The organism is Halioxenophilus sp. WMMB6 (genome assembly GCF_033283405.1).
GTDB lineage: Bacteria > Pseudomonadota > Gammaproteobacteria > Pseudomonadales > Cellvibrionaceae > Halioxenophilus.
In genome coordinates this window covers 88,931-114,338 of sequence record NZ_JAWMQR010000009.1, presented here as the reverse complement: position 1 = coordinate 114,338, position 25,408 = coordinate 88,931, and the positions used below count along the sequence as shown (strand labels likewise).

Below are 25,408 nucleotides of genomic sequence, written 5' to 3'. Positions count from 1 at the left end.
TTAACAGTCGGATTCCGCTTTATTAACCGGCGTTATAAATATGACCCACTGGTATTCAGCTAAGCTAAGCAACACTTGCCGAGGACAGCTTGGCTGCCGAGTTAGACGCCAACATTGCAGCAGGTTCCCCGATGGCGCCTGAGACCCATAGCAAACCAGCCGCGATGCGCTTTATACTCGCCGCTGTTTCTCGCCTTGCTGTTGTTGTCAATTTCACTGCCCATTCGGGCGCACCATAAAACCGATAATTACTGTGGACTGAGACGATGCCCAACCGCGCCCCACTGCGTTTTAACGCGCTGCTTTTTCTCTTGGTGAATCTGCTAACCGCAAATGTTCTGGCCGACACGGTGCACGACTCCGCCCAGCCATTGCCAGCTCTACAGGTGGACCTGAGTGATGTCTCGGTCTCCGGCCTCTCCTCCGGCGCCTTTATGACGGTACAGCTCTATGTTGCCAACTCCGGCATTATGACCGGCGCGGCGGTGATTGCCGGCGGCCCCTACCTCTGCGCCCGCTCCTGGGAGTTGCAAGCCAATATCACCACCGCCACCACCTCCTGTATGAATCCGCTCACCGCCGCCGTTGGCCCCAACACCCCGGCACTTTTACAACTGACCGAAACCCTCGCCGCCAACGGCAGTATCGACCCGATTAGCAACCTCAGAAACGACCACCTCTACCTGTTTAGCGGTGAAGCCGACCAGGTGGTGACCCGCCTGGTGATGGATCAGACCTACCAATATTTTTTGGGGCTGGGGCTGCCGGCGGAGTCGATTGACTATGTTACCAACGTGGATGCCGGCCATGCCTTTATTACCAACAACGGCAACGAAAACGCCTGCGATATTACCCAGTCGCCGTTTATCAACGATTGCGACCTCGACCAGGCCACACAACTGCTCAAACAGCTCTACCCCGATCTGAAGCCCGCCAAAAAAGATAAGCATAAATTGAGTGGCGATATCGTCACCTTCGACCAAGCCGAGTTTATCGACAGCGACTACACCAGCATGAGCGAAGATGCGTTCGTCTATATTCCCGCCCAGTGTTACCAGGGCGGTTGCCGGCTGCACGTTGCCATTCACGGCTGCCTGCAGGGCTACAAGGTGATCGACGATGCCTACTACACCCAAACCGGCTACAACCCGGTGGCCGACGCCAACAATATTGTGGTGCTCTACCCGCAGGTGCAGCCCTCCTCTAAGGAGCCGTTCAACCCTCAAGGCTGCTGGGATTTTTGGGGCTACTCCCAGCCCGACAGCGCCGAACCCGACTACTACAGCAAGCAGGCGCCGCAGCTAAAAGCGCTGCGCGCCATGATCGATCGTCTCGGTCAGGCCGTTGACTGATGTCATTCACGGCCACCATTTACCGCTATCGCTTTCTACAAATCGCTATCTCTTTCTACAAACAAACCGCAATCGCTAACCACAATTCGTCAACGCTACCTATAAATCGCTAACGCTAAGAGAATAAAAATATGTTGCCTGCCACCACCCAACCCCTGGCCCTGGATGCCGACCTTAAAGCCGCCCTGCAACGTCTGGCGAGCCTTGGCCAAACGACCCTGTCGGAGCTCGATACATTGAAAAATGCCTTTAATCCGCTGCAATCGCTGGTGGCGGTGGGGCTGCAGATGAACCAGTTTCTCTACAACAGCCAGTGGCTCAATATTCTGTTTGATAAAAACCGCCAGGAGGATGTGCAGGATTCGCTGAGCGAACTGCGCGATATTCAGCAGGCTGGCACCACGCGCTGGTCTCAGGCACAGCAGCAGCTGTTGAAAGACAGCCTCAGCGACCTGCAGCAGGCCTTCACCAGCCTGCAGCCGCAGCAGAGCCTGCAGCAGAATCTGGCCCGCATCATCAACCAGAAGATCGACAGCTACACCCAGCTGCAGCAGGACCTGAGCCAACAGGCCGCCACCTTGAATGCCATTGGCAGCGCCTACAGCGCCTGGTGGCAGAGCACGGTGGAGAAGTTCTCCACCAGAACACCGGCACTTTAATGAGTGCCCAAGCACGGCATAACCAACATTTTTCATAAGACGAGGCCACCATCAAGCGCAACGGGGCCGACTAGGGCCCCCGCCCAGCACCTAATCACAGAAGCCTGCTAAGTCCGAGGCGAGTGCCTCGTGCCTAGTGACTAGTGCCTAGTGACTAGTCACAAGTGGAAAGAGGAAAGAGGCAAGGCGAAAGAGGCCGGGGAAAGAGGTAAACGGCCACGAGCAATAAGACGAGAAATTGGGGCTGCGATCGGCGCAAGTTGAGCCTCTCTAAACACCTACTGCCAGCAGCTTTCCAGACTGGACGGTCAACGAAATCGCCAGCCTCTGCTAATGGTTTTAATCTTGGGTAACCAACAAAGCTGCTTAGGGCCAGCGGTTGGACGAGCCTAATAGCGTGGACCCAGTGCAGAAATCTAAGCAGAAACCCGTGAAGAGACGGGAGTAAAGATTGGCAAAGAGAGTACCTCCCCCACGGGCAGAACACTTCCAATTTTTTTGATCTTGATCAAGCTAAAATAACTACCGGAAATTAACGACCGCATATGCGTTTAATTAATGGATTAAGAAAGCGAAATCCCTGGCGATATAGGGCCATCAATCACCTATCCGGCCATATTTTTGTTCTCCAGCCTGATTACTTTTTCGGCCATTTTTCCGAAAAGTGGTCACCTACTTTCCACTTGTTAGTGACCGGCGCGCAGACGAGCCCCGGCCAACCCGGAAATATCCGGCAGAACCCAAAAAAGTTCCTTGTTATTTGATCGAAAATCAGTAAATTAGGGCGGCTTTGACATAACGATACATAAATTCAGCAGAAGATTTGGCTTCGAGTCTGATGTAACTGTGACAGTGCTTATAAGAAGTATGCGAGTCAACTGACTCTGGCGTGTACCCGCGTATCAACTTCAGATGGGAGAAACCCTACCCGACGCATCAGGCTGCCCATGCCCGCGTTGACGAGTTTCCAGATCACTCATTATCACTCTACTCATCAAACTTGTAGCCGGCTTGCAATCAACCAGTACAGTTGTTGTTTGGAGAGGAAGTGGTGAAGCCTACGAATACCCGTGATCCGGAGTACTACCATAAGGTAGTGGACTGCCAGTATGCCTGCCCGGCGCATACCCCCGTGCCGGAATACATTCGCTTAATTGCGGCCGGTCGTTACAGCGATGCCTATATGCTCAACTGGGAATCCAACGTATTCCCCGGTGTGCTTGGCCGAACCTGTGACCGCCCATGCGAACCCGCTTGCCGTCGCGGCCGAGTGGAAGAAGAGCCCGTTGCTATCTGCCGTTTGAAGCGGGTGGCCTCGGACAACAAAAACAGCGACGCCATTACCGCCGCTATGCCGGTGATTCCGACAGAGAAAAACGGCAAGCGCGTTGCCCTGATTGGTGGTGGCCCCGCCTCTCTGACCGTTGCCCGCGATCTGATGCCGCTTGGCTACAGTGTCGATCTGTATGACGACCAGCCCGCCGGTGGCGGCTTTATGCGCAGCCAGATCCCCAGTTTCCGCCTGCCCGATGAGGTCCTCGACCAAGAGGTTAACTTCATCACCAATATGGGCGTAACCACCCACTACAACACCTACATCGACAGCCTTAAGGCGATTCTCGACAAGGGCTATGACGCCGTGTTTGTCGGCACCGGTGCCCCCCGCGGCCGCGACCTGCAGCTGCCTGGCCGCGCCGAAGGCGATACCAATATCCACCTGGGTATCAACTGGCTGGCCTCGGTAGCCTTTGAACACACCAAGGCTGTGGGTAAGAAAGTGCTGGTACTCGGTGGTGGTAACACCGCCATGGACTGCTGCCGTACCGCTCTGCGCCTGGGTGCCGAAGAGGTGAAGGTGGTGGTGCGCAGCCCCCGCGCCGAAATGAAAGCCTCGCCCTGGGAGATCGAAGATTCCGAGCGCGAAGGGGTGGAGATGTTCGAAAACCACGTGCCTAAAGAGTTCATCATCGAAGAGGGCAAGCTGGTTGGCATGCGCTTTGAGAAGGTGCGTGCTGAATACGACGCCAACGGTAAACGCTCCCTGGTCGCCACCGGTGAACCCGATGTGGTATTGGCCTGTGACGATGTCTGTATCGCCGTTGGCCAGGACAACGCCTTCCCCTGGATCGAAAAGGATCTGGGCCTGGAGTTTGGCAAGTGGGATATGCCGGTGGTGGATGAGGTGACCTTTCAGTCGACTCTGCCCCAGGTGTTCTTTGGTGGCGATGCCGCCTTTGGCCCGAAAAACGTTATTACCGCCGTCGCCCACGGCCACCAGGCGGCAATCTCCATCGACCTGTTCCTGCAGGGTGAAGCCCTCTCCGAGCGCCCGGCGCCCGGTGTTAATCTGATCAGCCAGAAGATGGGTATCCACGAGTGGAGCTACGAATCGGCCGTTACCACCGACCACCGCTTCCTGGTGCCACACCAGGAGGTCGCCAAGTCGGTGAAAGACCGCCTGCTGGAAGTGGAGCTCGGCTTCAACGTGGAAACCGCGCTGAGCGAGGCCCACCGCTGTCTCAACTGTGACGTGCAGACCGTATTCGAAGAGAAGAAGTGTATCGAGTGCGACGCCTGTATCGATATCTGTCCGACCGACTGTCTCACCTTCACCACCGTGGAAGAGGGCGAAGCGGAAACCGACCTGCGCCAGCACCTGAAGATGCCGGCCAACAACAGCGCCCAGGCGCTGCTGGTTTCCGATCTGCTGGCGACCCAACGGGTGATGGTCAAGGACGAAAACGTCTGTCTGCACTGCGGCCTGTGTGCCGAGCGCTGCCCAACGGCCGCCTGGGACATGCAGAAGTTCACCTACAACGTGAGCAAAGCTGGCAATGTCAAATACTTCGAGCCGGTGGCCGAAGTTAAGCAGTCATCATGAGTCAGGAGCCTGCTGCCAACATGAGTACCAAATTTCAACGAGAAGCCAAGGTTAACGACCTGGTAGTCAAATTTGCTAACGTCAACGGTACCGGCTCTGCCAGTGCCAACAACCTGTTCGCCAAGGCCCTGTTCCGCATGGGCCTGGCCGTTAGCCCGAAAAACATCTTTCCGTCCAACATTCAGGGGCTGCCCACCTGGTATGAAGTCCGCGTCAACGACAAGGGCTACCTGGGCCGTCGCGATGGTACCGATATCATGGTCTCGGTTAACCCGCAGAGCATGGCCAAGGATATCCGCGAGGTGGTGCCCGGCGGTTACTTTGTTTACGACAACAGCAAGCCCCTCGATCTGCGTCTGATGCGCAACGATATCGACTTTATCGGCCTGCCGCTGACACAAATCTGCCTGAACGAGTATAAAGATGCCCGTCAGCGCCAGCTGTTTAAGAACATCATTTACGTGGGTGCCCTGGCGGCGCTGATCGACATCGAGTTCGATGTACTGACCGGCCTGATTGCCGATCAGTTCAAAGGCAAAGAGAAGCTGATCGCCCCCAACGTGCACGCGCTGGAGCTCGGCTTCCAATACGCCAAAAGCCACTTCGACTGCCCGCTGCACCTGACCGTGGAGCGCCGGGAAGCGTCTGACAAGATTCTGATCGAAGGCAACGCCGCCTGTGGTCTGGGCGCGGTTTACGCCGGCGCCACCATGGCCGGCTGGTACCCGATCACGCCATCGACCTCGGTGGTGGAAGCGTTCGAGAAATACTGTAAACGCATGCGTATCGACCCAGGCACCGGCAAGAAGAAGTACGCCATTGTGCAGGCGGAAGATGAGCTGGCAGCCATCGGTATGGTGATCGGTGCCAGCTGGAACGGTGCGCGCGCCTTTACCGCCACCTCCGGCCCCGGTATCTCCCTGATGAGCGAGTTCCTGGGCCTGGCTTACTTTGCGGAAATTCCGGCGGTACTGATCGACGTACAACGGGCCGGCCCGTCAACCGGCATGCCAACCCGGACCCAGCAGTCCGACGTGCTGGCCTGTGCCTACGCCTCCCACGGCGACACCAAGCATGTTTTGGTTTTCCCGGCCACGCCGAAAGAGTGTTTCGACATGACCGCCCAGGCCTTCGACCTGGCCGACAGCCTGCAAACACCCATCATCATGCTCACCGACCTCGACCTGGGTATGAACGACACCATGTCCGACCCGTTCGAGTGGGACGACAACCGCCAGTACAACCGCGGCAAGGTGTTCACCGCCGAGGAGCTGGAGAATATGAGCGAGCGCTTTGGCCGCTACCTGGATGTCGATGGCGATGGAATTCCCTACCGCACCTACCCGGGTACCCACCCCACCAAGGGCTCCTTCTTTACCCGCGGTACCTCGCGCGACGAGTATGCGGTCTACACGGAAGACGGCAGTGCCTATGTGCGCAACATGGAGCGCCTGCTGAAGAAGTGGGAAACCGCCAAGAGTTACGTACCGGCACCGGAGATCATCGGTTCCGGCAGCCGCATCGGTGTCATCCACTTCGGTACCTCCATGCACGCCACCCTGGAGGCGGCCGATCTGCTCGCCGCCGAGGGCATTGCGGTCGATACCTGTCGTATTCGTGCCTTCCCGTTCAACAGCGATATCGAGCAGTTTATTGCTGACCACGACACCCTGTTTGTGATCGAACAGAACCGTGATGCTCAGATGCGTTCGCTGCTGGTTAACGAGTGCGAAATCGACCCGAAACGTCTGCGCAAAATACTCAACTTTGATGGCATGCCGCTCACTGCCCGCTTTGTGGTCGATAAGATCAAGCAGCAGCTCGGCGTCGCCGCTAACAACGTTAAGCCGCTCCCGAAACGAGCCGCTAAATCCAAGTCGTAACGGGGTACTCAACCATGACTTATTTACGACCCGAATTCCGTCATCCCGATCTGCCGGTTAATGATCTGGGCTACACCAAGAAGAACTACGAAGGCGCCATCTCCACGCTGTGCGCCGGTTGTGGCCACGACTCCATCAGCGCCTCGATTGTGCAGGCGATCTTTGAGATGTCGATCGAGCCGCACAACATCGCCAAGTTGTCGGGCATCGGCTGCTCCTCCAAGACGCCGACCTACTTCCTGGGCAACTCGCACGGCTTTAACTCGGTCCACGGCCGCATGCCGTCGGTGGCCACCGGGGCCAACATGGCCAACCGTGAGATGATCTATATCGGTGTCTCCGGCGACGGAGACAGCGCCTCCATCGGTATGGGCCAGTTTGTCCACGCCGTACGCCGCAACCTGAACATGATGTACGTGGTCATGAACAACGGCTGCTACGGTTTGACCAAAGGCCAGGATTCCGCCACCGCCGACGCCGGCTCCATGAGCAAAAAAGGTGAACCCAACCCCTTTGAAGCCATCGACCTGGCTTCGGTGGCCCTGCAGTTGGGCGCCACCTTCGTGGCACGCAGCTTCTCCGGCGACAAGCAGCAGTTGATTCCCCTGATCAAAGCGGCCATCTCCCATCGCGGCTTTGCCTTTATCGATGTCATCTCGCCCTGTGTCACCTTCAACAACAACCCGGGCTCCACCAAGGGTTACGAGTATGTGCGTGAACACCTGGCGGCCACCGGAACCGTCGACTTTGTGCCGATGCGCGAAGAGATTACCGCCTGCTATCCGGATCAAACCTCGGAAGAGGTGACCCTGCACGATGGCTCTGTGGTACACCTGTGTAAAATGGATAACCAGTTGGATGTGCACAGCCGCAACTCTGCGCTGAACCGCATGGCGGCCTACAAAGCCGAAGGTAAAATCCTGACCGGCCTGCTCTACATGGATGCCGACTCCCAGGAGTTGCACGAAAACATCGACACCTGCAAAAAGCCCCTGCGCCAGTTGGATGAGAAAGATCTCTGCCCAGGTGCCGGCGTGTTAAACAGCATTAACGAAAGCTTGCGTTAATCGCTTAAAGGGTGGGCCTAAAAAGCCCACCTTTTTTTATTCCCCCGCCGCGCAATCAACTTTCTCCGCCCCCTCACCGTTATCCCCGCGCTCCTGCGCCCGGTTACACCAGTTGCTGATCAATTTAAATCGAGCTGCGCGTTATAGCGCTTGGCCAGCGCTGGCAATCAACACCAGATAGATACCAAGTCCCAGCACCAGCAAACCCGACAGACGACCGGTGAACGACACAGGCGCAACACCGAACCAACCCAGGCTATCGATTAACGTCATGGCGATCAGCTGCCCGCGCAGCACACAGGCGATGGCATTGACCACACCGAAACGCGGCACAACAGCGGTGATTCTCAAGAGTTAAAAGGCGAGGAAAATGCCGGCCAGTTAAAATAGCCGGGCACCGGATTGTTGAACCACACTTTAGGCAGGCCACCGGCCAGCAGCAGGTAAAGTGCGGCCAGGCAGGCGCCCAACAACAGCAGAACAACCGCCGCCAGCGGCGGGCTCTGCAGCCTGGGCACCAAGGCCACCATTGAGGGCAGCCATGGCCGGAATACCCAGCCCGGCGACGAACATCACCAGGCTATTGAGAACCGTTTTGATCATGAGCGGGAATTCGAAAAGTCCGCTACCGGGCCAGCCCGGTAACGGCTATCACTCTTACGCGGCCAGGGCGTTGTCGGGAATGGCATAGGTCACCGACTCACGCACAAACGCCTGTTGGAACTCCGGTAGCTGGCAGACCTTATCCACCAATCTCAGCACATTTTGGCCCACGGGGATGGCCAGCTCGGGGAAGACGTTACCCCAGCGCACATAGACCGAGATCAGATAATCGAGCACGGTAATCCGGTTGCCAAACATCGTCTCCCGCCCCGCCAGGTGCTGATCGACTATCGCCCAGAGATCAGCCGTTTTGGCAGCCAGGGTCTGCATCAGGTGCACCTTCTCGGGCCCGGCCGGTAGCAGGCCATTACTGGCAAACAACTTACCGTAAGCGGGGTGTAAGGTGGCGTAGTTGAACATCAGCCAGCGCAGAAATTCCGGCTCGCTCACCAACTGTTGCTCACCGTGGTTCGCCAGCAGGTAGAGCACAATGGCCGCCCCCTCTGTTAACACCGTCTCTGGCGTGCGCAGCGCCGGCACCTGATTGGTGGGCACCAGGGCGGTGTAATCCTCAACGTCGTCGCGCAGAGTCATCTTATAGGGCAGGTTCAATTGATTGAGCAGAGCATGTATACCGGTGGAACAACTGCCTGGAATGGTAAAAAGTTGATACATAACATCTCTCTTCTGTAAAGGTTAAAGGGAGTTAACTTGGCGCCGCCCACTACCGGTGTTGCTGCCGATAAATCTCCACCGGCAAGCCACCGATACCCCAATTCGCCAACGGCAGCTCGTCAATCAGCACCATGGTGGTGGCGGGATTTTTATCCAATACACGCTGCAATAGCTCCGTCGCGCCTTGGATAAGCGCCGCCTTCTGAGTTGGGGTTACCCCCTCATCCGTAATTTGAATGGTAACGAGTGGCATGATGAACCTCCGCTGTCGATTGTGGGGAAATGGCGGTTGCTGATGCCTACTAATGGCGGTTTGACACTCTGAGGCAGAGCAAGCGGCCACCAGCCAAGCATCGACAGGCAGTGTAATTGCCACTAGACTCCCGATAAATTCACACATTACGCAGCAAGGTTTTGCAAAAATGCACAGCTGGGACGATTTTCGCTATTTTTTGGCGGTGGCGGACCACGGCAGTTTTTCCGTGGCGTCACAGAAATTGGGAGTCAACCACAGCACCGTCTCCCGCCGGATTCAGTCCCTGGAGGAGCGCCACGGCGTGCGCCTGTTCGAGCGCACACGCAACGGCTACGCCATGACTGATGCCGGTGCCGCTATTTACGAGATTATCGAATCGGTCAGGGACGACACGCTGAAAGCATCGCGGGTATTGTTGGGCCAGGATGCGCGGCTGGAGGGCAAGATCAAATTGACCATGCCCCACGATCTCTTTAAGAGCTGCATGGTTCAGCACCTGCAGCACTACTGCCAGGCCCACCCCGCCATCGACCTGCATCTGTCGGTAACCCCTGGCCTGCGCGACCTGGCCAACCGGGAGGCCGACCTCGCGGTACGCTTTACCCCCAAGCCGCCGGACTACCTGGTGGGCAAATGCATCACCCCCATGCAGCATGGCCTTTACGCCCACACGCAGTTGGACTGCTCACGCGGCACTCCGATAATTATTTGGGGCGGCGATGACGGCATACCGCAGTGGGCCCATGACCATTTCACGCAGCCGCTGTTTGGCTTGCGGGTGGATGATTTGGCCAGTATGCACGCGGCGGTGGCAGCCGGTTTTGGCGTCGCTCGTATGCCCTGTTTTTATGCCGATGCAGTGCAGGAGGCGAGTGTGGTGAGGCTGCCTATCGAACAGGCGCTGTCAACTTGGGGGGTGTGGTTGTTAAATCATGTGGATCTGCGCAACACCGCGCGCATTAACCACTGCAAAGCATTTTTAAATGAAAAGTTAACCGAAATTATTCCGCTGTTTCGGGGCCAGCACTCGGTGTATGGTGCTCTGCCCGCGCAATAATCCCACCTCTGGGTTAAACAACAAAACAGCTTATTAATTAAGGAAAGGGTTTGGCTACAGCAAATAATTTTGGTCTGCTTGATGGCGCTCTACTACTGGTGACCCTGCTGGTTATTGGCCTACTGACCACCAAAAAAATACGCGATGCCGATATCTGGCGGGCAACGGTAACACCACTGGCCTCAATCATTGGCAGCGGCTTTCTGGTGGTGGTGCCGCTGCTTTCGGATATTACCGGGAAATATTCACCCATCGCAGTAACCGCTATCGTACTGCTCTCTTTTTGGTTGGGCTCAGCGGTGCGCTTCAATATTTTGCACGAACAGCATGTCGCACCCAGCCCCCACGGGAAGCTCATTCAGTTTTTTGAGCGCTCGTCCAATTTTGCCCTGACATTGGCCTATATTATTTCGGTCACCTTTTACCTTCGCCTGATGAGCGGCTTTTTGCTGACCGGTGTCAACGCCTACTCCACCTTTAATGCCGACATTCTCGCCACCCTGGTCATTGCCGCTATCGGGCTGATCGGTATTAGCCGTGGCCTGTTTGGCCTGGAGCGCCTTGAAGAGTATTCGGTGACCATTAAACTGGCGATCATCGCCGCGCTGCTGCTCGGCCTGGTGCATTACAACGGCGTGCACGGCTATGACCTCAGCCAGGTGCACGCCGGCGATGCCGGCTTGTGGCAGAGCCTGCGTTTGTTGGCGGGCATGCTGTTAATCGTGCAGGGTTTTGAAACCTCAAAATATCTGGCCGATGCCTACTCCGCAAAACTACGCTGCCGCACCATGTTAATTGCGCAACTATTGGCGGGGGTGATTTACATCGCCTTTGTCACCCTCGCCTCGCCGTTAATGACCGACTTCGGCGGCCGCCCACCCAGCGAAACCGCCATTATTGAGATGTCTCATAAAATTACTCTGGTGCTGCCACTGCTGTTAATTATTGCCGCCGCCATGAGCCAATTCAGTGCCGCCATTGCCGATACCATTGGCGCCGGCGGCGTTGTTGAACTGGAGAGCCGGAAAGCGATCTCCGCCCGGGTTGTTTATCCAATCATCGCCCTGTTTGCCATTACCCTGGTGTGGAGCAGTAATATATTTGAAGTGGTCTCCCTTGCCTCTCGCGCCTTTGCCCTCTACTACGGATTGCAGTCGCTGCTGGCTGCAGCATTGGCATTTGGTATGCTGCGCGGCTGGCGACGAAATTTTCGAACCGGCGCCTATCTTCTGCTGGCACTGCTGATGTTAATGGTGGCGCTGTGGGCACTGCCGGTTGCCGCTTGAGAAGTGTGATGCGGTTGTAGGGCCTGTTAACACAAGCGTCATACAATTCAGCCGTAATAAAACCAACCCCTGCTGTATTCACCTCAGCGCAGAAACTACCAACCAGTGCTACCGGAGTTGATATGAGCAATAAAGAAATTAATGAATTAAAACGACTGTTTACCACCCGCCTGGAGGTTTTAGACCAGCTGTTAACCAAAGCCGAAGAACACTTTGGCGACCTTGAACCGTTACTGGCAGAGCGACTCGCCCCCGACATGTATCCACTGGGCACCCAGATCGCATTCAGCTGTAATCAACCTAGGGCCTTTGCCTACTGGGCAGCGGATAGAGAGATAGAAAATCTACCCGCCGAGGTGCCCACCAAAGCAATGGCCTTGGCCCACCTCAGCGAGACCAAAGCCCTGATTGCGGCTATCGATATTGACGACAAAAAACTGGAAGAGATTAAGCGAATTGTTTTAAGCCCGGAGATCTATTGTGAGCTGCCCGGCAAACAATATGTAAACGACTTTATAATGCCCAACTTCTATTTCCACATCACCACCGCCTACGCCATATTACGCAAGCTGGGTGCACCCCTCGGCAAAGCCGATTTTATGGCGTACCTGCTGCCGTTTGTGCGGCACACTGAAAGCGGTGACTAGTCCCCGCTGTTTACCAAACACTCTTGACGGCAAACATCGTCGGGCCCGCGCCAGACAGTAGCAGAGCACCGGCCTGCAACTCCCGTCAGTAGTTGGCCCTGCTAGTATCAGGGTAATGCGCGCGGCTTTAAGGTAAGGCTGGGAGAACGCAGGTCGGGCGGCAAATTGATTAAATTGTCCACCGCCTGCGCCACCGAGCTAAACGCCGAGCTGGGCCGTTGGCGTGGGTCCTGCCCCATCTTTATGGCCTCTTCCAACATTTTCTGTACTTGTGGGTCGAGGTTTTCCCAATTACCCACCTCTTCGACCATCTGCCCGCAACGGACATAGCTGACGCAGATATCACGTGGCTTTAACTCTTCATATAAGCCCAGGGATAGGCGCTCCAAACCCGCCTTGGAAGCGGCATAGATGGCGTAGCCTGGATAGTTATTGTCGACCGCCCCACTGCTGATATTAACGATACTGCCGCCGGCATTGATAAGCGGAATCGCCTCTCGTGCACACAGGGTTGGGCCAATCAAATTGGTGGTGTAACTCATGATAATCTGTGGATCGCTGGCCTCTTCGCACAGCACCCGATCAACATAGGCGGCGTTATTGATCAATACATCGATTTTGCCAAACTGCTCAGCGACGGCCTGAAAAGCGGCGACAACCGATGCCGCATTGCCCACATCACACTCAATGGCCGTTGCCCGGTTGCCGATCTCTTCTGCCACGGTGGCTAACTTCGATAAAGTACGCCCCAACAGCACCACCTGCTCACCGCGCTCGGCAAAATGTTTGGCAAAGGTCTTGCCCAGGCCGGACCCTGCACCGGTGATCACAATAGTTTTCGACATTTCTGGTCTCCCTGCGAAGCCTACTCTTATTGAATGCAAACGCTGGCACTTCGCTACCAGGCTCACTGATTTTACCTTGCGCTGCAGTCAGCCAGCGGCTGGCCGAGTTTATGGCATACCAGTGGCAATCATAGCCGAGCAGGCCAGCTATCTGATTAACTCCAGTCGCAGGCCTGAGCTTGCCGCCAACACAATTGATAAAGGTAGTTATTGTAAAGCAAACATCAACAGACTACAGAACCAAACAATCTAGATTTCAAGCAACACTATTTTAAGCTGGCCATTGCCCCAGCACAGGCAAGCGACTTTAGGCCAGAAATTTTGGTCCGGCAACCGACGGGGTAATAGGTCGAACGCTGATGGGGACGCCCAATTGGCAATTTACGAGATGCCCTAGCCACCACTGCAACCAGCCAATAGAGGGTTTAAAGCAGTAAATCCGTGTCTGAGCTAAATAGTCGATGCCGGCACCCAGAGAATTAACCCACCCATTAAATTATTTTAATTAGCAGATGGAGAAAACCATTAACAATTACAATTCATTTGGTATTTGCTAGGGCCTGTTAACACTAATTTAGCACCACGGCTGGAGGTCAGCTTTTTGTCCAGCTAGGCGCCAGACGTGCCATGTAGTGGGCCTACATAAGCGGCTGGCAACAACACTGGGCAAAAAACTGGCCCCAGCCCGAAGGGTTGAGCCTGAAATGAGCTCGCTCGTTGTTGCTCACCGCTGATTTGGGCTCACCAAACTACGCGGCTCGCGCTTAGATCAAGCTCATTTCAAGCTCAACAGAGGTGCTAAATTAGTGTTAACAGGCCCTCGTAACCACCACCCCCCAGCAGCAACCGGCACCTCCCACTTAGACGCAATCTGCCAGCAAATTTATAAATTGCCTAAGCCACAAAAAGGGTGTAAATAGCGGCTTTAGTTGCCCTATGCCGACCGGCTTGGTCAATCTGCTCTATTTCTATCCCAGTCCGGAGGACTGAGCCGTGCTGACCACCCTTTTTGTTACCGATGAAGCCTTACCCGTCGAACAAACCACTCTAAAAACCATCAGTTTTAAAAATTATCTGCATGACTACCCCAAACTGGGGGAGCCGAAAATGCGGATTATCAACCTGTGTGATACCCAACGCTATCTCAGTGCCGGCTACTACTGTTCGCTGCTGGCCGAGGCCAGACAACACCAGGTGCTGCCGACAATCAAGGTGATTAACGACCTGCGTGAAAACGGCAGTAATCTATGGCTGGAGACTTTGGCAACCGGCAAGGAGATTGATATCGAACCGGGCACCACGCTGCTTATATGTATGGGTGAGGTAGCCGACAGCCGTTATAAAAAACTCGCCTATAAACTGTTTAACGAATTCCCGGCTCCACTGTTAAGTATGACGGTGGTCGAAGAGGCCTCAGCACTCAAAATACAACTGAGCAACACCAGCCTCAGCGAGCTCAGCGAGGAGCAGACCGCCTTCTGCTGGCGCGTGCTGGAGGACTACTCCCAGAAAACCTGGGCCAAAAAAGGGGCCAGTAAAAAATACCGCTGGGAGGTAGCCATGCTGGTCGACAAAGACGAAGCGGTACCACCCAGTGACAAGGGCGCACTAAAACGGTTTGTACGTGCCGCCGAGAAACTGGGCATCCATCTGCAACCCTTGGAAGCGGCGGAACTTTACCGCCTCAATCAATTTGACGGCCTGTTTATACGTGAAACCACCGCCATCGACCATCACACCTATCGGCTGGCCAGCAAAGCTGAAGAACTCGGCATGGTGGTGATTGATGACCCGAACTCCATTTTGCGCTGCTGCAACAAAGTCTTTCTGCACGACGCCTTCAACTATCGCAAAGTGCCGAGTTTAAAAACGCTGATCCTGAGCGATATCAGCCCGGATACCGTCGACAAGGTGGAAGCGCAGTTCACCTACCCGTTGGTGTTAAAAATGCCGGAGGGCTCCTTTTCCCGAGGGGTATTCAAGGTTACCACCAGAGACGAGCTACAGGAGGTTGCCAATAAATTATTGGCGGACTCGGCGTTAGTTCTCGCCCAGGAGTATCTGTTTACCGAGTTTGATTGGCGTATTGGCATTTTTAACAACCGGGCCATCTACGCCTGCCGCTATTTTATGGCACGCAACCACTGGCAGATTTACAACCACGGTTCCAAGCGTTTCTTCTCCGGCGGTTTCGATACCCTACCCACATTTGAGGTCCCGCGGGTGGTTTTGGAAGCCGCCATGAAGTCTGCCGCCGTGGTTGGTGACGGACTATACGGCATCGACATCAAAGAGCTGGACGGCAAGGCCTATGTATTGGAAGTCAATGACAACCCAAGCATTGATCACGGTGTAGAGGATAAATATTTAGGAGAGGAGCTCTACATGCAAATTATGTCGGAATTTCTGCGGCGTCTGGAGCTTCGAGGGCAATAGGCCAGCTTTATCAATTATGAGTGGCACAGCCTTATTTATTATTTGTAACACCCAGGTAGTGAGTTAACACCACACCATGGGTCATTATCACTAACGATTGGCAAGTCATGAATGCGCTCATTTTTCGCCGGGCTGAAAACCACGATCTCGATGGTCTGCTCACCATTGAGCAAACCTGTTTTTCAGCAGACCGACTGAGTAAACGCAGTTTTCGCCGGCATCTTAACTCAGAGCACTGCGATCTGATGGTCACCGAACAGAGTTCTGCCGCCGGCAGCTCACTGATTGGCTATGGGCTCACCTTCCGTCGACGCGGAACTCGCCTCTCCCGACTCTACTCCCTGGCAGTTTTACCCAGCGCGCGCGGCCTGGGTGTAGCCCAACGGCTGCTGAGTGAATTGGAATCGCTGGCGGTGGCGGAAGGTCGACACTACATGCGGCTGGAAGTGGCCAAAAGCAATCACGCTGCAATTAAACTCTATCAGCAGCAGGGTTATCGAGTTTTTGGGGAATACAGCGATTACTACGAAGATCACTCCGATGCCTTGCGTATGCAGAAGAAAATTCAACGCATTACCTCCTCGGGTATCAACCGTATTACCCCTTGGTACAAGCAGACCATGGAGTTCACCTGCGGTCCTGCAGCATTGATGATGGCCATGAACAGCCTCGACAACAACGTTCCCTGCAGCCAGGAGAACGAACTCGATATCTGGCGGGAAGCTACCACGGTCTTTATGACCTCCGGACACGGAGGCTGCCACCCATTTGGTCTGGCCCTGGCCGCCCACCGGCGAGGCTTTGAGGCGAACATCTGGGTAAACAGCGAACAACCACTGTTCCTGGATGGAGTGCGCTCGGATCACAAAAAGCAGATTATGGCCGTCGTTCACAATCAATTTCAGCAGGCTTGCCAGAACCAAAATGTGGCCATCCACTACCAGGAGTTTGATCAACAGCAGATAGAACAAATGCTGCGTGACAATTTTGCAATATTGGTGTTAATTAGCACCTATCAGCTTGAGGGTAAAAAGGCACCGCACTGGGTGGTGATTACGGGGATGGACGAGCGCTGCTTCTACGTACACGACCCCGACCTGCCCGACGACGAAAGTGCCGCTGTCGAATATCAGTATGTGCCAATAGCGCGCGAGGACTTCGCCAATATGTCTACCTATGGTAGCAGCCGGTTGCGCACGGCGGTTGCCATTAAAAAAGCCAGCCACTGACTCATTCACCACCGCGGGTATTTGCATTATGAGCCAACCGGAATCTATCTCACCCATCCTGAAGCAGCTCGATAATGATCTATTTGAGCTGGTTAAAGGTGTTGATATCCTCGATGCGGTAACACCACTCAATTACAAAGAGCAAAAAATCGCTTTCTTTAACAGTAACTTCACTCGCAACCCGGAGTTTAACTACGGCAAACAGAATATCGATACCTTCCAACGTAAACGCGCGCTGTTTAATCTACCGGTAGAGTCATTGCAGGATGACGACATAATTAAACTCTACAGCGATGTGATTGAATCCTACGTCGATAAAATTGATCAGTGTAAATCCATTGGTAGCCCAGACTTTCTCTACGACTCCATGCGTTACTATGGCGAGCCCAGTGAAAAGGATCTACGTAACGCCAACTTTATAATGCATTTACCAGATGGCCAACAGACACCCGCTGATGAACTGCTGCCCTCAGAAAAAATAGTGACGGAGCTGGAAGCCTTTGCCCAACAGCAGGGCTACCAGTATCAGATCAGTTTAAGCGACAGCATGATCGCCAACATTCTTGTCTCTGGCACAACTATCAAGGTAAACCGCGGGGCTAAAATTTCCAGCGTGGAGATGAACGCGCTCACCCACCACGAAGTGGGTGTGCATCTGGCAACAACACTCAACGCCCGACAACAACCGCTGCGAATCCTCTCCCTTGGCTGCCCAGTGAATACCATGACCCAGGAAGGGCTGGCAATATTGTGCGAATATTTAGCGGGTTATATGGATCTACCCCGGCTAAAAGTATTGGCTCTGCGGGTATTGGCCGTGGATTCAATGATCAAGGAGAAAGATTTTAAGACAACATTTTCCATGCTGGTGGAGGAGCATAAAACCAGCGTCGATACTGCGTTCACCATAACCTCTCGGGTCTATCGTGGCGGCGGTTTCACCAAAGACTATCTATATCTACAGGGCTTGCACCAAATGCTCAATGCCTACGAGACGCGAGCAGATTTTATCAACCTGCTGGGTGGTAAGGTTTCGATTGATTACCTCGGAATCGTCAGTAACTTAATAAACAAAGGGTACTTAAGCGAACCAATGTATATCAGCCCTGCCATCGCCAACCCCGTGGAGAATGACGCAGTGAAACAATTTATTGCCCACGCCATAAAATGATAGCGGCCTGGGCTGAAATGCCCATCTGCCATGATTAATAACCTGAAATCATTCGGCAGGAGCTTTTACCGAAGCAGCAACCCTCACGCATAGGCCCAATTCTATTTGGAGCCATTACTTTTGACTCACTGCTTTTGGGCCAGTGCTAGTTGAATACAAGCGTGCTGAACGGAGAGATTAAATCGCTCCTATCCGTTCTGATAAATATGGATATCTCTCTGCGGGAAGGGAATGGATACCCCTTCGGCATCGAACCGAGTTTTCACCGCCCGGGTAACATCCCAATAAACATCCCAATAGTCTTCGGTTTTACACCAGGGACGCACGATAAAATCGACCGACGACTCGCCCAAGGTATGCAGTTTTATTAAGGGAGCAGGTTCTGGCAGGATTTTCTCGTGGTCATCAACAATGGACTGCAAGATCGCTTCCGCTTTTTCAATATCGTCGCTATAACCGATGCCGAACACCAGGTCCACACGCCGTACCCGCTGGGCGGTCACGTTTTTAATGGTGTCACCCCATATTTTGTTATTGGGAATGATCAATGTCTCATTATCGAAGGTAAGAATGGTGGTTGAAACCAGGGTCATACTACGCACCCTGCCGAAGGCGCCACCTGCCTCCACCACATCACCCACATCAAATGGGCGATAAATTAATATCATCATACCCGAAGCAAAGTTGCCCAATGTATCCTGCAAGGCAAAGCCAACAATAAAGCCAGCCACACCAAGCCCTGCCAGTAGTGGCCCTAGTGAGATTCCCAACTGTGAGAGCGCTACCAGGAGGCCTATCAGAATGACGAAACGTGAAATCCAGGAGACCAGCACCTCGCTTAACAGTTGCGAGATATTCACACGAGAGGATTGCACACTTTTTTTAACCAGCTTCCGAAGTAAGATGGCAAGCAGCTTGAAGGCGACAATAATCAGGATAAACACCACAGCCTTAAATACCACCCCCATCAGATTAGCACGAACGGAGTGTTTGGCTTCCAGCCACCACTCTTCAAACAGTGCGCTCAGCACCTGGGTATTAAGCACCTCGGTACTGATCTGCCCCGTTGTCCGCACCAGTGCCGTTTGATAGCTGGAGGTATCCAGTTCCAACTTGTTAGCAATCGCCACGGCACCACGTAGGCTGGCGGTATCGTGATCCAGTTTATCTTCAATCAGTGCCAGTAGGTTTTTCGTATCGATATCATCTTTTTTAACGCCAAGCACTTTCTCATAGGCCTGTTTTCTATCTGCCGAGAGTTGGATTCTGCCCACCAGATAAGTGAGGCGTATAGGTAGATTTTCCAATAGATAGTTGCGCGATAGGGCCGGGTCGAAATCCAGTTTCTCCACCAGTTGGATGTAGCTGTACAACAGTGAATAGGCTTTATCCAGAATATCGTTATCCTCTTTATACTTTTGCAAGCTCTCAGCCGTTAACCCGGTTTTGTCCAGTGAGCTGTTCTCTACCCGCAACGTATAGGCAGCTATTCTGGAACGTAGCGATACCCCGGCCGCCAATATCTCTTTTCGGTAGGGTTGCAGCAGCTGCGAGAGGTTTTCGCCGGAATCGATGTAGTTGGTTGCCTTGGCATTGAACTCTTTCAACTCGTTCAGCAAAAGCTGGAATTTCTCATTGCGCTGCAGGGCGATGGCATCCTGCTGATCACCCTCCGCCGAGTTAAACTGATCATCCAGTGCGATAATCTCTGTTTGCAACTGGCGGATTTTAGCGAGGAAGCCAAGTAACTCCTGCCCCGGTTTATCTTCCTCGGGCAGAGGCGCAGCATCGATACTCTGTGCCTCTAGTGCGCCCGGCTCCGCTTCATTAGTTTCTTGTGCTTTGACCACACTGACAGTTACCAAACACAAGCCCACAATAAACAGACGCAGAAGTGCTTTCATCATTGTGCAATTACCGATAAACAGAGAAAGAGAAATCCTTAGTTTCTGCGGCTCACGCCCCGGAGTGCAGAGTCAATCAGGAGTAATACGATGAGGTGTAGCGCTGATCCTGGTTGGTGTAGATCATCCGTTGAGCCGGTTTGTAGTAGTGATACAAAGGCCGTACACCCTCCGCACAGTAGTGGCCAACTAAACTTCGCCGGCTAAGCCCAGGCTTGGTGACAGGCGCCCCCCCATGCACCAACCCGGCATGCCAGAAGAGCACATCCCCTTTTTTAGCGAGGAACTTCTCCACAGCATTACCTTGCTCAGCCGCCTGGTTTTGAATCCAGTCGTACCACTGATGCAACTGATCCAAGCCATCTCGCTCGGCATCGTAGTGTTTAAAACAGCCACTAAACAGGTAGTCCGGCCATAGATGACTACCAGGAATGTAGAGCAGCTCTCCCGCGCCCTCTTCAATATCTTCCAACGCGATCCATACGCCAATGAATTTCATGGGTGAATTCATGGTGACAAAGGCGGTGTCTTGGTGCAGCGCCTGTTCAGAGCCATAAAAGAAGTTGAGTGACTGCGTCAACATAGGTGGCCGCTCGAGCAGTAGGCTCAGCCAGCGATTGATAATCTTGGCAAAGAGAAGCCGCCGAGCCGATTCAATATGGAAATAGTCATCCACCGTTCTCACGCTCAGGTATTCAGCATCAATACCCGGTCGATAGGGGGCGGGCTCTGGCAAGCCAATCGAAGTCACCAATAATGGCGAATCCTCCCGCTGCAAGCGGGCTAAATCGTTGAGGTACTGCTCGATTAATTCCTCAGCAATGGCCCTCGGAGTCACCAGGAAACCCCGCTCCCGGAACTGCTGCAAGCCCGCCATCTCTTCGGCGGTAATTTCACCCCGGGCATATTTATGTTGGATCTCGGCTTCCGCCCCAGGTTTATCGGTCCACAAGCCACCAAATCGTGATGGGTAGCGAACTCCGCTTAAGCGGACTGCAATGTAGTCGCGGTTAAACGTGACCAAGAGATAGATAAAGTGATAGAGCCGAGAGTGGCTTTGCACCGACCGTTTTATTTTGTAGATTATTCTGCGGAGCATAAACGGCTATTGATTTCACTATGGAGGAGCGGGCAGTTTACTGCCGGCCAGCAAGCCTCGCAATTCATTACTATTCGAACCAAGTAAACGGCAAACGTTAGAATGACTGTTGCCGTCCAGGCATAAAAAAACGGCGCTAAGCGCCGTTTTTTTCACTGCTTAGAAGCAGTCACCGGGAATGTAAACAACCCCTTCCATCAAACGCCGTGCACTGCGGCTCATGATGGCCTTGGTTGCCGTCCACTCACCATCGCGAACTTCCGCTTCCGCGCCAACACGTAAGGTACCGGAGGGGTGACCGAAGCGTACGGCGTTACGTTCACCACCACCCGCAGCCAGGTTAACCAAGGTACCGGGAATCGCAGCGGCGGTACCAATGGCAACCGCGGCAGTACCCATCATAGCGTGGTGCAGCTTACCCATGGAGAGCGCCCGCACACACAGGTCGATATCATCGGTGGTCACCTTGGCACCACTGGACGCTGTGTAGTCGGTAGCCGGGGCTACGAAGGCAATTTTCGGGGTGTGCTGGCGGCCGGCCGCTTCAGAGATATCCTTTATCAAACCCATTTTTACGGCGCCATAGGCGCGCAGGGTTTCAAACATCTCCAACGCTTTCGGGTCGCTGTTGATCTGGTCGCGCAACTCGGTACCGGTGTAACCTATCGCTTCGGCGTTAACAAAAATGGTGGGGATACCGGAGTTGATCATGGTCGCTTTTAGCGTGCCAATGCCAGGGACTTCCAGGTCATCCACCAGGTTGCCAGTGGGGAACATGGAGCCTTCGCCATCGGCCGGATCCATAAATTCAATTTCCACTTCAGCCGCAGGGAAGGTCACACCATCCAGCTCAAAATCACCGGTCTCCTGCACCAAGCCATTGGTAATCGGCACGTGGGCGATAATGGTTTTTTGAATGTTTTTTTGCCAAATGCGGATAACAGCAATGCCATTTTCAGGAATGCGCTCGGCATCCACCAAGCCGTTGTTAATGGCAAAGGCACCCACGGCAGCGGTTAAATTACCGCAGTTACCGCTCCAATCGACAAAGGCTTTATCGATAGAGACCTGGCCAAACAGGTAATCGACATCGTGGTCAGGCTGTTCACTCTTAGCCAGGATAACGGTTTTACTGGTACTGGAAGTCGCACCACCCATACCGTCGATTTGAGCACCGTAAGGGTCGGGGCTGCCAATCACGCGCTGCAAAATTTTGTCGCGCGCTTCACCCGGCACCTGGGCCACTTCCGGCAGATCAGTCAGGCTAAAGAAAACACCCTTCGAGGTACCACCGCGCATGTAGGTCGCGGGGATTTTTATTTGTGGAACTGAAGACATAATCGATTCCAAATAGAGAGATAAAAGTGAGTCGAACTAAAACACGCAACCCGACACAAGTCACTTGCGTCGGGTTGCGGGCCGGGCAGGCTTTTCGAAACTACCGAGAAAAAAGCCTAGCCCGCGTGTTGTAACTATCACTCGCCACGGAGTTGGAATAATAGCGGCACAGGGAAGTGCCGCCGCTAAAAAAGCAGAAGCTTTTTCTAGCGCGAGGATTTAAAAACCACGCTTTTTAAATCCGACTCCGCGAAACGGCAGGACCGCTATTTGCTCCTGCGCCAGCTGCATACACGCCTTCCATGGCGATAATGCCGTTTCAGGATAAAGTCACTTAAGCGTTTGCCGACTCCAGGAAATCGTTGGCAAAGCGCTGCAGTACACCACCGGCCTGGTAAATAGAGACCTCAGCGGCGGTATCCAGGCGACAGGTCACCGGTACACGCACGGTTTCACCATTTTTACGGTGAACCACCAGGGTCAATTCAGCACGGGGGGACAGATCACCTTCCACATCGTAGGTCTCGGTACCGTCGAGGCCCAGAGTCTTACGGGTGGTACCCGCTTTGAACTCCAGAGGCAGTACGCCCATACCCACCAGGTTGGTACGGTGAATACGCTCGAAACCTTCGGCAGCGATGGCTTCAACACCGGCCAGGCGTACGCCTTTGGCGGCCCAGTCGCGGGAAGAGCCCTGGCCGTAGTCGGCACCGGCCACGATGATGAGGTTCTGACCGCGATTCATGTAGGTCTCAATCGCTTCCCACATACGCATCACTTCACCTTCTGGCTCCAGGCGAGTCAGCGAGCCCTGCTGCACTTCACCATCAACCACAGCCATCTCGTTGATCAGCTTGGGGTTGGCGAAGGTGGCGCGTTGGGCGGTCAGGTGGTCACCACGGTGGGTGGCGTAAGAGTTGAAGTCCTCTTCCGGCAAGCCCATTTTATGCAGGTATTCACCGGCGGCGGAGTTCATCAAAATCGCATTCGAAGGCGACAGGTGGTCGGTGGTGATGTTGTCGGGCAACACCGCCAGCGGACGCATCCCTTTCAGAGTACGCTCACCCGCCAGTGCACCTTCCCAGTAGGGAGGACGACGGATGTAGGTAGACATCGGACGCCAGTCGTACAAGGGGCTCTTGGCCTCTTCAATAGCACCCAGGTCGAACATCGGAATGTAGATCTGGTTGAACTGCTCGGGTTTAACCGACTCGGAGACAATCTTGTCGATCTCTTCATCGCTCGGCCACAAGTCTTTCAAGGTGACTGGGTTGCCGTTTTTGTCGGTGCCCAATACATCCTGTTCAATGTCGAAACGCATGGTACCGGCAATGGCGTAGGCCACCACCAATGGCGGTGAAGCCAGGAACGCCTGTTTGGCGTAGGGGTGAATACGGCCATCGAAGTTACGGTTACCGGACAGCACCGCCGTGGCGTAGAGGTCGCGATCGATGATCTCTTGCTGAATGGTTGGATCCAGCGCGCCACTCATACCGTTACAGGTAGTACAGGCGTAGGCGACAATACCAAAGCCCAGTTTTTCCAGTTCCGGCAGCAGGCCAGACTCTTCCAGGTAGAGCTTGGCCACTTTCGAACCAGGCGCGAAGGAAGATTTAACCCAGGGCTTACGTACCAGGCCCAGTTCATTGGCTTTTTTCGCCAACAGGCCTGCGGCAACCACGTTGCGCGGGTTGGAGGTGTTGGTGCAGCTGGTGATGGCGGCGATGATGACAGCCCCATCGGGCATTTTGCCCTCTTGCTCTTCTGCCAGCGCCTTATCCAGGTCTACCGCGATACCGCGCTCATGCAGGGCAGAGGTCGGCAGACGACGGTGTGGGTTGGAGGGGCCAGCCATGTTGCGGCAAACAGTGGAGAGATCGAACTCCAATACCCGTTCGTATTCGGCTTCAACCAGGGTGTCTGCCCACAGGCCAGTGGTTTTCGCGTAGTTCTCTACCAGAGCAACCTGCTCGGGTTCACGACCGGTCAGCTTCAGGTAATCGAGGGTTTGGTCATCGATGTAGAACATGCCGGCAGTGGCACCGAATTCCGGTGTCATGTTGGAGATGGTGGCGCGGTCACCGATGGTCAGGCTCTTGGCACCCTCGCCAAAGAACTCCAGATAAGCACCCACCACGCGTTCGTTACGCAGGAATTCGGTCAGGGCCAAGACGATATCGGTGGCGGTAATACCAGGCTGACGCTTGCCAACCAATTTCACACCGACGATATCCGGCAGGCGCATCATGGAGGGCAGGCCCAGCATAACGGTTTCCGCTTCCAAACCACCCACACCAATGGCGATTACACCCAGGGCATCCACGTGCGGGGTGTGGGAGTCGGTACCGACACAGGTATCGGGGAAGGCAACGCCGTCGCGGCTTTGAATAACCGGAGACATCTTCTCCAGGTTGATCTGGTGCATGATGCCGTTACCGGCAGGGATCACATCCACGTTTTTGAAGGCGGTTTTGGTCCACTCGATAAAGTGGAAACGGTCTTCGTTGCGGCGATCTTCCACGTCACGGTTTTTCTGGAAGGCATCGGGGTCGAAGCCACCGAACTCTACCGCCAAGGAGTGGTCGACGATCAACTGGGTGGGGACCACTGGGTTAACCAGGTAGGGGTCACCGCCCTGATCGGCAATGGCGTCACGCAGGCCGGCCAGGTCGACCAGTGCGGTTTGGCCGAGAATATCGTGGCAGACAACACGCGCGGGGTACCAGGGGAAGTCCAGGTCGCGCTTGCGTTCAATTAATTGTTTCAGGCTATCGGTCAGGCTTTCCGGTTCGCAGCGGCGTACCAACTGCTCAGCCAAAACACGGGAGGTGTAGGGCAGCTTGGCGTAGCTACCTGGCTGAATGGCTTCCACGGCTTCACGAGTATCGAAATAGTCCAGATCGGTACCTGGCAGTTTTTTACGATAATCAGTGTTCATAGTTTTACTACTCGTAGTTGAGTGTATTTGAAGGGTTAGCTCAGCGCGAGCTGAGCTAGGTAGAAATCTGGTAACTGCTGTG

20 protein-coding genes are annotated in these 25,408 nt (G+C 54.3%); 11 read left to right on the top strand and 9 right to left on the bottom strand.

Annotated features, from left to right (window positions below; genetic code table 11):
• Window positions 1-266 precede the first annotated feature (266 nt).
• The 5 genes from SBL51_RS18850 (at window position 267) to SBL51_RS18830 (ending at window position 7,842) form a co-directional block, all read left to right on the top strand.
• Window positions 267-1,352 carry a hypothetical protein gene (locus SBL51_RS18850; RefSeq protein ID WP_317932673.1) on the top strand — a complete coding sequence of 362 codons (1,086 nt, stop codon included), beginning with the start codon at window positions 267-269 and terminating at the stop codon, window positions 1,350-1,352.
• A 131-nt stretch (window positions 1,353-1,483) separates the two neighbouring features.
• Complete coding sequence (locus SBL51_RS18845; RefSeq protein WP_317932672.1) at window positions 1,484-2,011, top strand: hypothetical protein; 528 nt, start codon at window positions 1,484-1,486, stop codon at window positions 2,009-2,011.
• Window positions 2,012-3,062: 1,051 nt separating this feature from the next.
• Complete coding sequence (locus SBL51_RS18840) at window positions 3,063-4,892, top strand: FAD-dependent oxidoreductase (protein WP_317932671.1); 1,830 nt, start codon at window positions 3,063-3,065, stop codon at window positions 4,890-4,892.
• A gap of 20 nt (window positions 4,893-4,912) precedes the next feature.
• On the top strand, window positions 4,913-6,775 hold the full coding sequence (locus tag SBL51_RS18835; protein ID WP_317932670.1) for a 2-oxoacid:acceptor oxidoreductase subunit alpha: 1,863 nt from the start codon (window positions 4,913-4,915) through the stop codon (window positions 6,773-6,775).
• Between the two features lie 14 nt (window positions 6,776-6,789).
• The gene (locus SBL51_RS18830; protein WP_317932669.1) at window positions 6,790-7,842 is read left to right on the top strand and encodes a 2-oxoacid:ferredoxin oxidoreductase subunit beta; all 1,053 of its coding nucleotides are present in this window, start codon (window positions 6,790-6,792) and stop codon (window positions 7,840-7,842) included.
• A 141-nt stretch (window positions 7,843-7,983) separates the two neighbouring features.
• Here the strand turns inward: SBL51_RS18830 and SBL51_RS18825 are convergent, their stop codons facing one another.
• From SBL51_RS18825 to SBL51_RS18810, 4 genes are all read right to left on the bottom strand, one after another.
• Entirely contained in the window at window positions 7,984-8,175 is a 192-nt protein-coding gene (locus SBL51_RS18825; RefSeq protein ID WP_317932668.1) for a DMT family transporter, read from the bottom strand.
• A gap of 14 nt (window positions 8,176-8,189) precedes the next feature.
• The gene (locus SBL51_RS18820; RefSeq protein WP_317932667.1) at window positions 8,190-8,372 is read right to left on the bottom strand and encodes a hypothetical protein; all 183 of its coding nucleotides are present in this window, start codon (window positions 8,370-8,372) and stop codon (window positions 8,190-8,192) included.
• Window positions 8,373-8,499: 127 nt separating this feature from the next.
• On the bottom strand, window positions 8,500-9,120 hold the full coding sequence (locus SBL51_RS18815) for a glutathione S-transferase (RefSeq protein WP_317932666.1): 621 nt from the start codon (window positions 9,118-9,120) through the stop codon (window positions 8,500-8,502).
• Window positions 9,121-9,169: 49 nt separating this feature from the next.
• Window positions 9,170-9,373 carry a 4-oxalocrotonate tautomerase family protein gene (locus SBL51_RS18810; protein WP_317932665.1) on the bottom strand — a complete coding sequence of 68 codons (204 nt, stop codon included), beginning with the start codon at window positions 9,371-9,373 and terminating at the stop codon, window positions 9,170-9,172.
• A gap of 169 nt (window positions 9,374-9,542) precedes the next feature.
• On the opposite strand from SBL51_RS18810, the gene SBL51_RS18805 reads away from it, so the two are divergent.
• From SBL51_RS18805 to SBL51_RS18795, 3 genes are all read left to right on the top strand, one after another.
• Complete coding sequence (locus tag SBL51_RS18805) at window positions 9,543-10,433, top strand: LysR family transcriptional regulator (RefSeq protein ID WP_317932664.1); 891 nt, start codon at window positions 9,543-9,545, stop codon at window positions 10,431-10,433.
• A gap of 50 nt (window positions 10,434-10,483) precedes the next feature.
• A complete protein-coding gene (locus SBL51_RS18800) occupies window positions 10,484-11,719 on the top strand; it encodes a hypothetical protein (RefSeq protein WP_317932663.1) in 1,236 nt (411 codons plus the stop codon).
• A gap of 122 nt (window positions 11,720-11,841) precedes the next feature.
• Complete coding sequence (locus SBL51_RS18795) at window positions 11,842-12,366, top strand: DUF1993 domain-containing protein (RefSeq protein WP_317932662.1); 525 nt, start codon at window positions 11,842-11,844, stop codon at window positions 12,364-12,366.
• Between the two features lie 107 nt (window positions 12,367-12,473).
• On the opposite strand, the gene SBL51_RS18790 is transcribed toward SBL51_RS18795, so the two are convergent.
• Window positions 12,474-13,211 (bottom strand): SDR family oxidoreductase, encoded by a 738-nt coding sequence (locus tag SBL51_RS18790; RefSeq protein ID WP_317932661.1) that lies wholly within the window; start codon window positions 13,209-13,211, stop codon window positions 12,474-12,476.
• 993 nt (window positions 13,212-14,204) lie between these two features.
• Here SBL51_RS18790 and SBL51_RS18785 point away from each other — a divergent pair.
• The 3 genes from SBL51_RS18785 (at window position 14,205) to SBL51_RS18775 (ending at window position 18,047) form a co-directional block, all read left to right on the top strand.
• Window positions 14,205-15,647, top strand: a complete 1,443-nt coding sequence (locus SBL51_RS18785) for a RimK family protein (RefSeq protein WP_411860501.1) — start codon at window positions 14,205-14,207, stop codon at window positions 15,645-15,647.
• A 107-nt stretch (window positions 15,648-15,754) separates the two neighbouring features.
• Window positions 15,755-16,876, top strand: coding sequence for a GNAT family N-acetyltransferase/peptidase C39 family protein (locus SBL51_RS18780; RefSeq protein WP_317932660.1), 1,122 nt, complete (start codon window positions 15,755-15,757; stop codon window positions 16,874-16,876).
• Window positions 16,877-16,904: 28 nt separating this feature from the next.
• A complete protein-coding gene (locus SBL51_RS18775; protein ID WP_317932659.1) occupies window positions 16,905-18,047 on the top strand; it encodes a flavohemoglobin expression-modulating QEGLA motif protein in 1,143 nt (380 codons plus the stop codon).
• Window positions 18,048-18,235: 188 nt separating this feature from the next.
• Here the strand turns inward: SBL51_RS18775 and SBL51_RS18770 are convergent, their stop codons facing one another.
• The 4 genes from SBL51_RS18770 to acnD all read right to left on the bottom strand — a co-directional run bounded on the left by SBL51_RS18770 (window position 18,236) and on the right by acnD (window position 25,326).
• Window positions 18,236-19,954 carry a mechanosensitive ion channel family protein gene (locus SBL51_RS18770; RefSeq protein ID WP_317932658.1) on the bottom strand — a complete coding sequence of 573 codons (1,719 nt, stop codon included), beginning with the start codon at window positions 19,952-19,954 and terminating at the stop codon, window positions 18,236-18,238.
• A 73-nt stretch (window positions 19,955-20,027) separates the two neighbouring features.
• Window positions 20,028-21,050 (bottom strand): phytanoyl-CoA dioxygenase family protein, encoded by a 1,023-nt coding sequence (locus SBL51_RS18765; RefSeq protein ID WP_317932657.1) that lies wholly within the window; start codon window positions 21,048-21,050, stop codon window positions 20,028-20,030.
• Window positions 21,051-21,209: 159 nt separating this feature from the next.
• On the bottom strand, window positions 21,210-22,388 hold the full coding sequence (gene prpF, locus SBL51_RS18760) for a 2-methylaconitate cis-trans isomerase PrpF (protein WP_317932656.1): 1,179 nt from the start codon (window positions 22,386-22,388) through the stop codon (window positions 21,210-21,212).
• Window positions 22,389-22,722: 334 nt separating this feature from the next.
• The gene (gene acnD / locus SBL51_RS18755; RefSeq protein WP_317932655.1) at window positions 22,723-25,326 is read right to left on the bottom strand and encodes a Fe/S-dependent 2-methylisocitrate dehydratase AcnD; all 2,604 of its coding nucleotides are present in this window, start codon (window positions 25,324-25,326) and stop codon (window positions 22,723-22,725) included.
• Between the last annotated feature and the right edge of the window lie 82 nt (window positions 25,327-25,408).

Coding starts and splice junctions, on each gene's coding strand:
- SBL51_RS18830 (WP_317932669.1), top strand. CDS start 6,790: ATGACTTATTTACGACCCGAATTCCGTCATCCCGATCTGCCGGTTAAT.
- SBL51_RS18810 (WP_317932665.1), bottom strand. CDS start 9,373: ATGCCACTCGTTACCATTCAAATTACGGATGAGGGGGTAACCCCAACT.
- SBL51_RS18790 (WP_317932661.1), bottom strand. CDS start 13,211: ATGTCGAAAACTATTGTGATCACCGGTGCAGGGTCCGGCCTGGGCAAG.
- SBL51_RS18765 (WP_317932657.1), bottom strand. CDS start 21,050: ATGCTCCGCAGAATAATCTACAAAATAAAACGGTCGGTGCAAAGCCAC.
- SBL51_RS18850 (WP_317932673.1), top strand. CDS start 267: ATGCCCAACCGCGCCCCACTGCGTTTTAACGCGCTGCTTTTTCTCTTG.
- SBL51_RS18845 (WP_317932672.1), top strand. CDS start 1,484: ATGTTGCCTGCCACCACCCAACCCCTGGCCCTGGATGCCGACCTTAAA.
- SBL51_RS18780 (WP_317932660.1), top strand. CDS start 15,755: ATGAATGCGCTCATTTTTCGCCGGGCTGAAAACCACGATCTCGATGGT.
- SBL51_RS18835 (WP_317932670.1), top strand. CDS start 4,913: ATGAGTACCAAATTTCAACGAGAAGCCAAGGTTAACGACCTGGTAGTC.
- SBL51_RS18815 (WP_317932666.1), bottom strand. CDS start 9,120: ATGTATCAACTTTTTACCATTCCAGGCAGTTGTTCCACCGGTATACAT.
- SBL51_RS18820 (WP_317932667.1), bottom strand. CDS start 8,372: ATGGTGGCCTTGGTGCCCAGGCTGCAGAGCCCGCCGCTGGCGGCGGTT.
- prpF (WP_317932656.1), bottom strand. CDS start 22,388: ATGTCTTCAGTTCCACAAATAAAAATCCCCGCGACCTACATGCGCGGT.
- SBL51_RS18795 (WP_317932662.1), top strand. CDS start 11,842: ATGAGCAATAAAGAAATTAATGAATTAAAACGACTGTTTACCACCCGC.
- acnD (WP_317932655.1), bottom strand. CDS start 25,326: ATGAACACTGATTATCGTAAAAAACTGCCAGGTACCGATCTGGACTAT.
- SBL51_RS18805 (WP_317932664.1), top strand. CDS start 9,543: ATGCACAGCTGGGACGATTTTCGCTATTTTTTGGCGGTGGCGGACCAC.
- SBL51_RS18770 (WP_317932658.1), bottom strand. CDS start 19,954: ATGATGAAAGCACTTCTGCGTCTGTTTATTGTGGGCTTGTGTTTGGTA.
- SBL51_RS18775 (WP_317932659.1), top strand. CDS start 16,905: ATGAGCCAACCGGAATCTATCTCACCCATCCTGAAGCAGCTCGATAAT.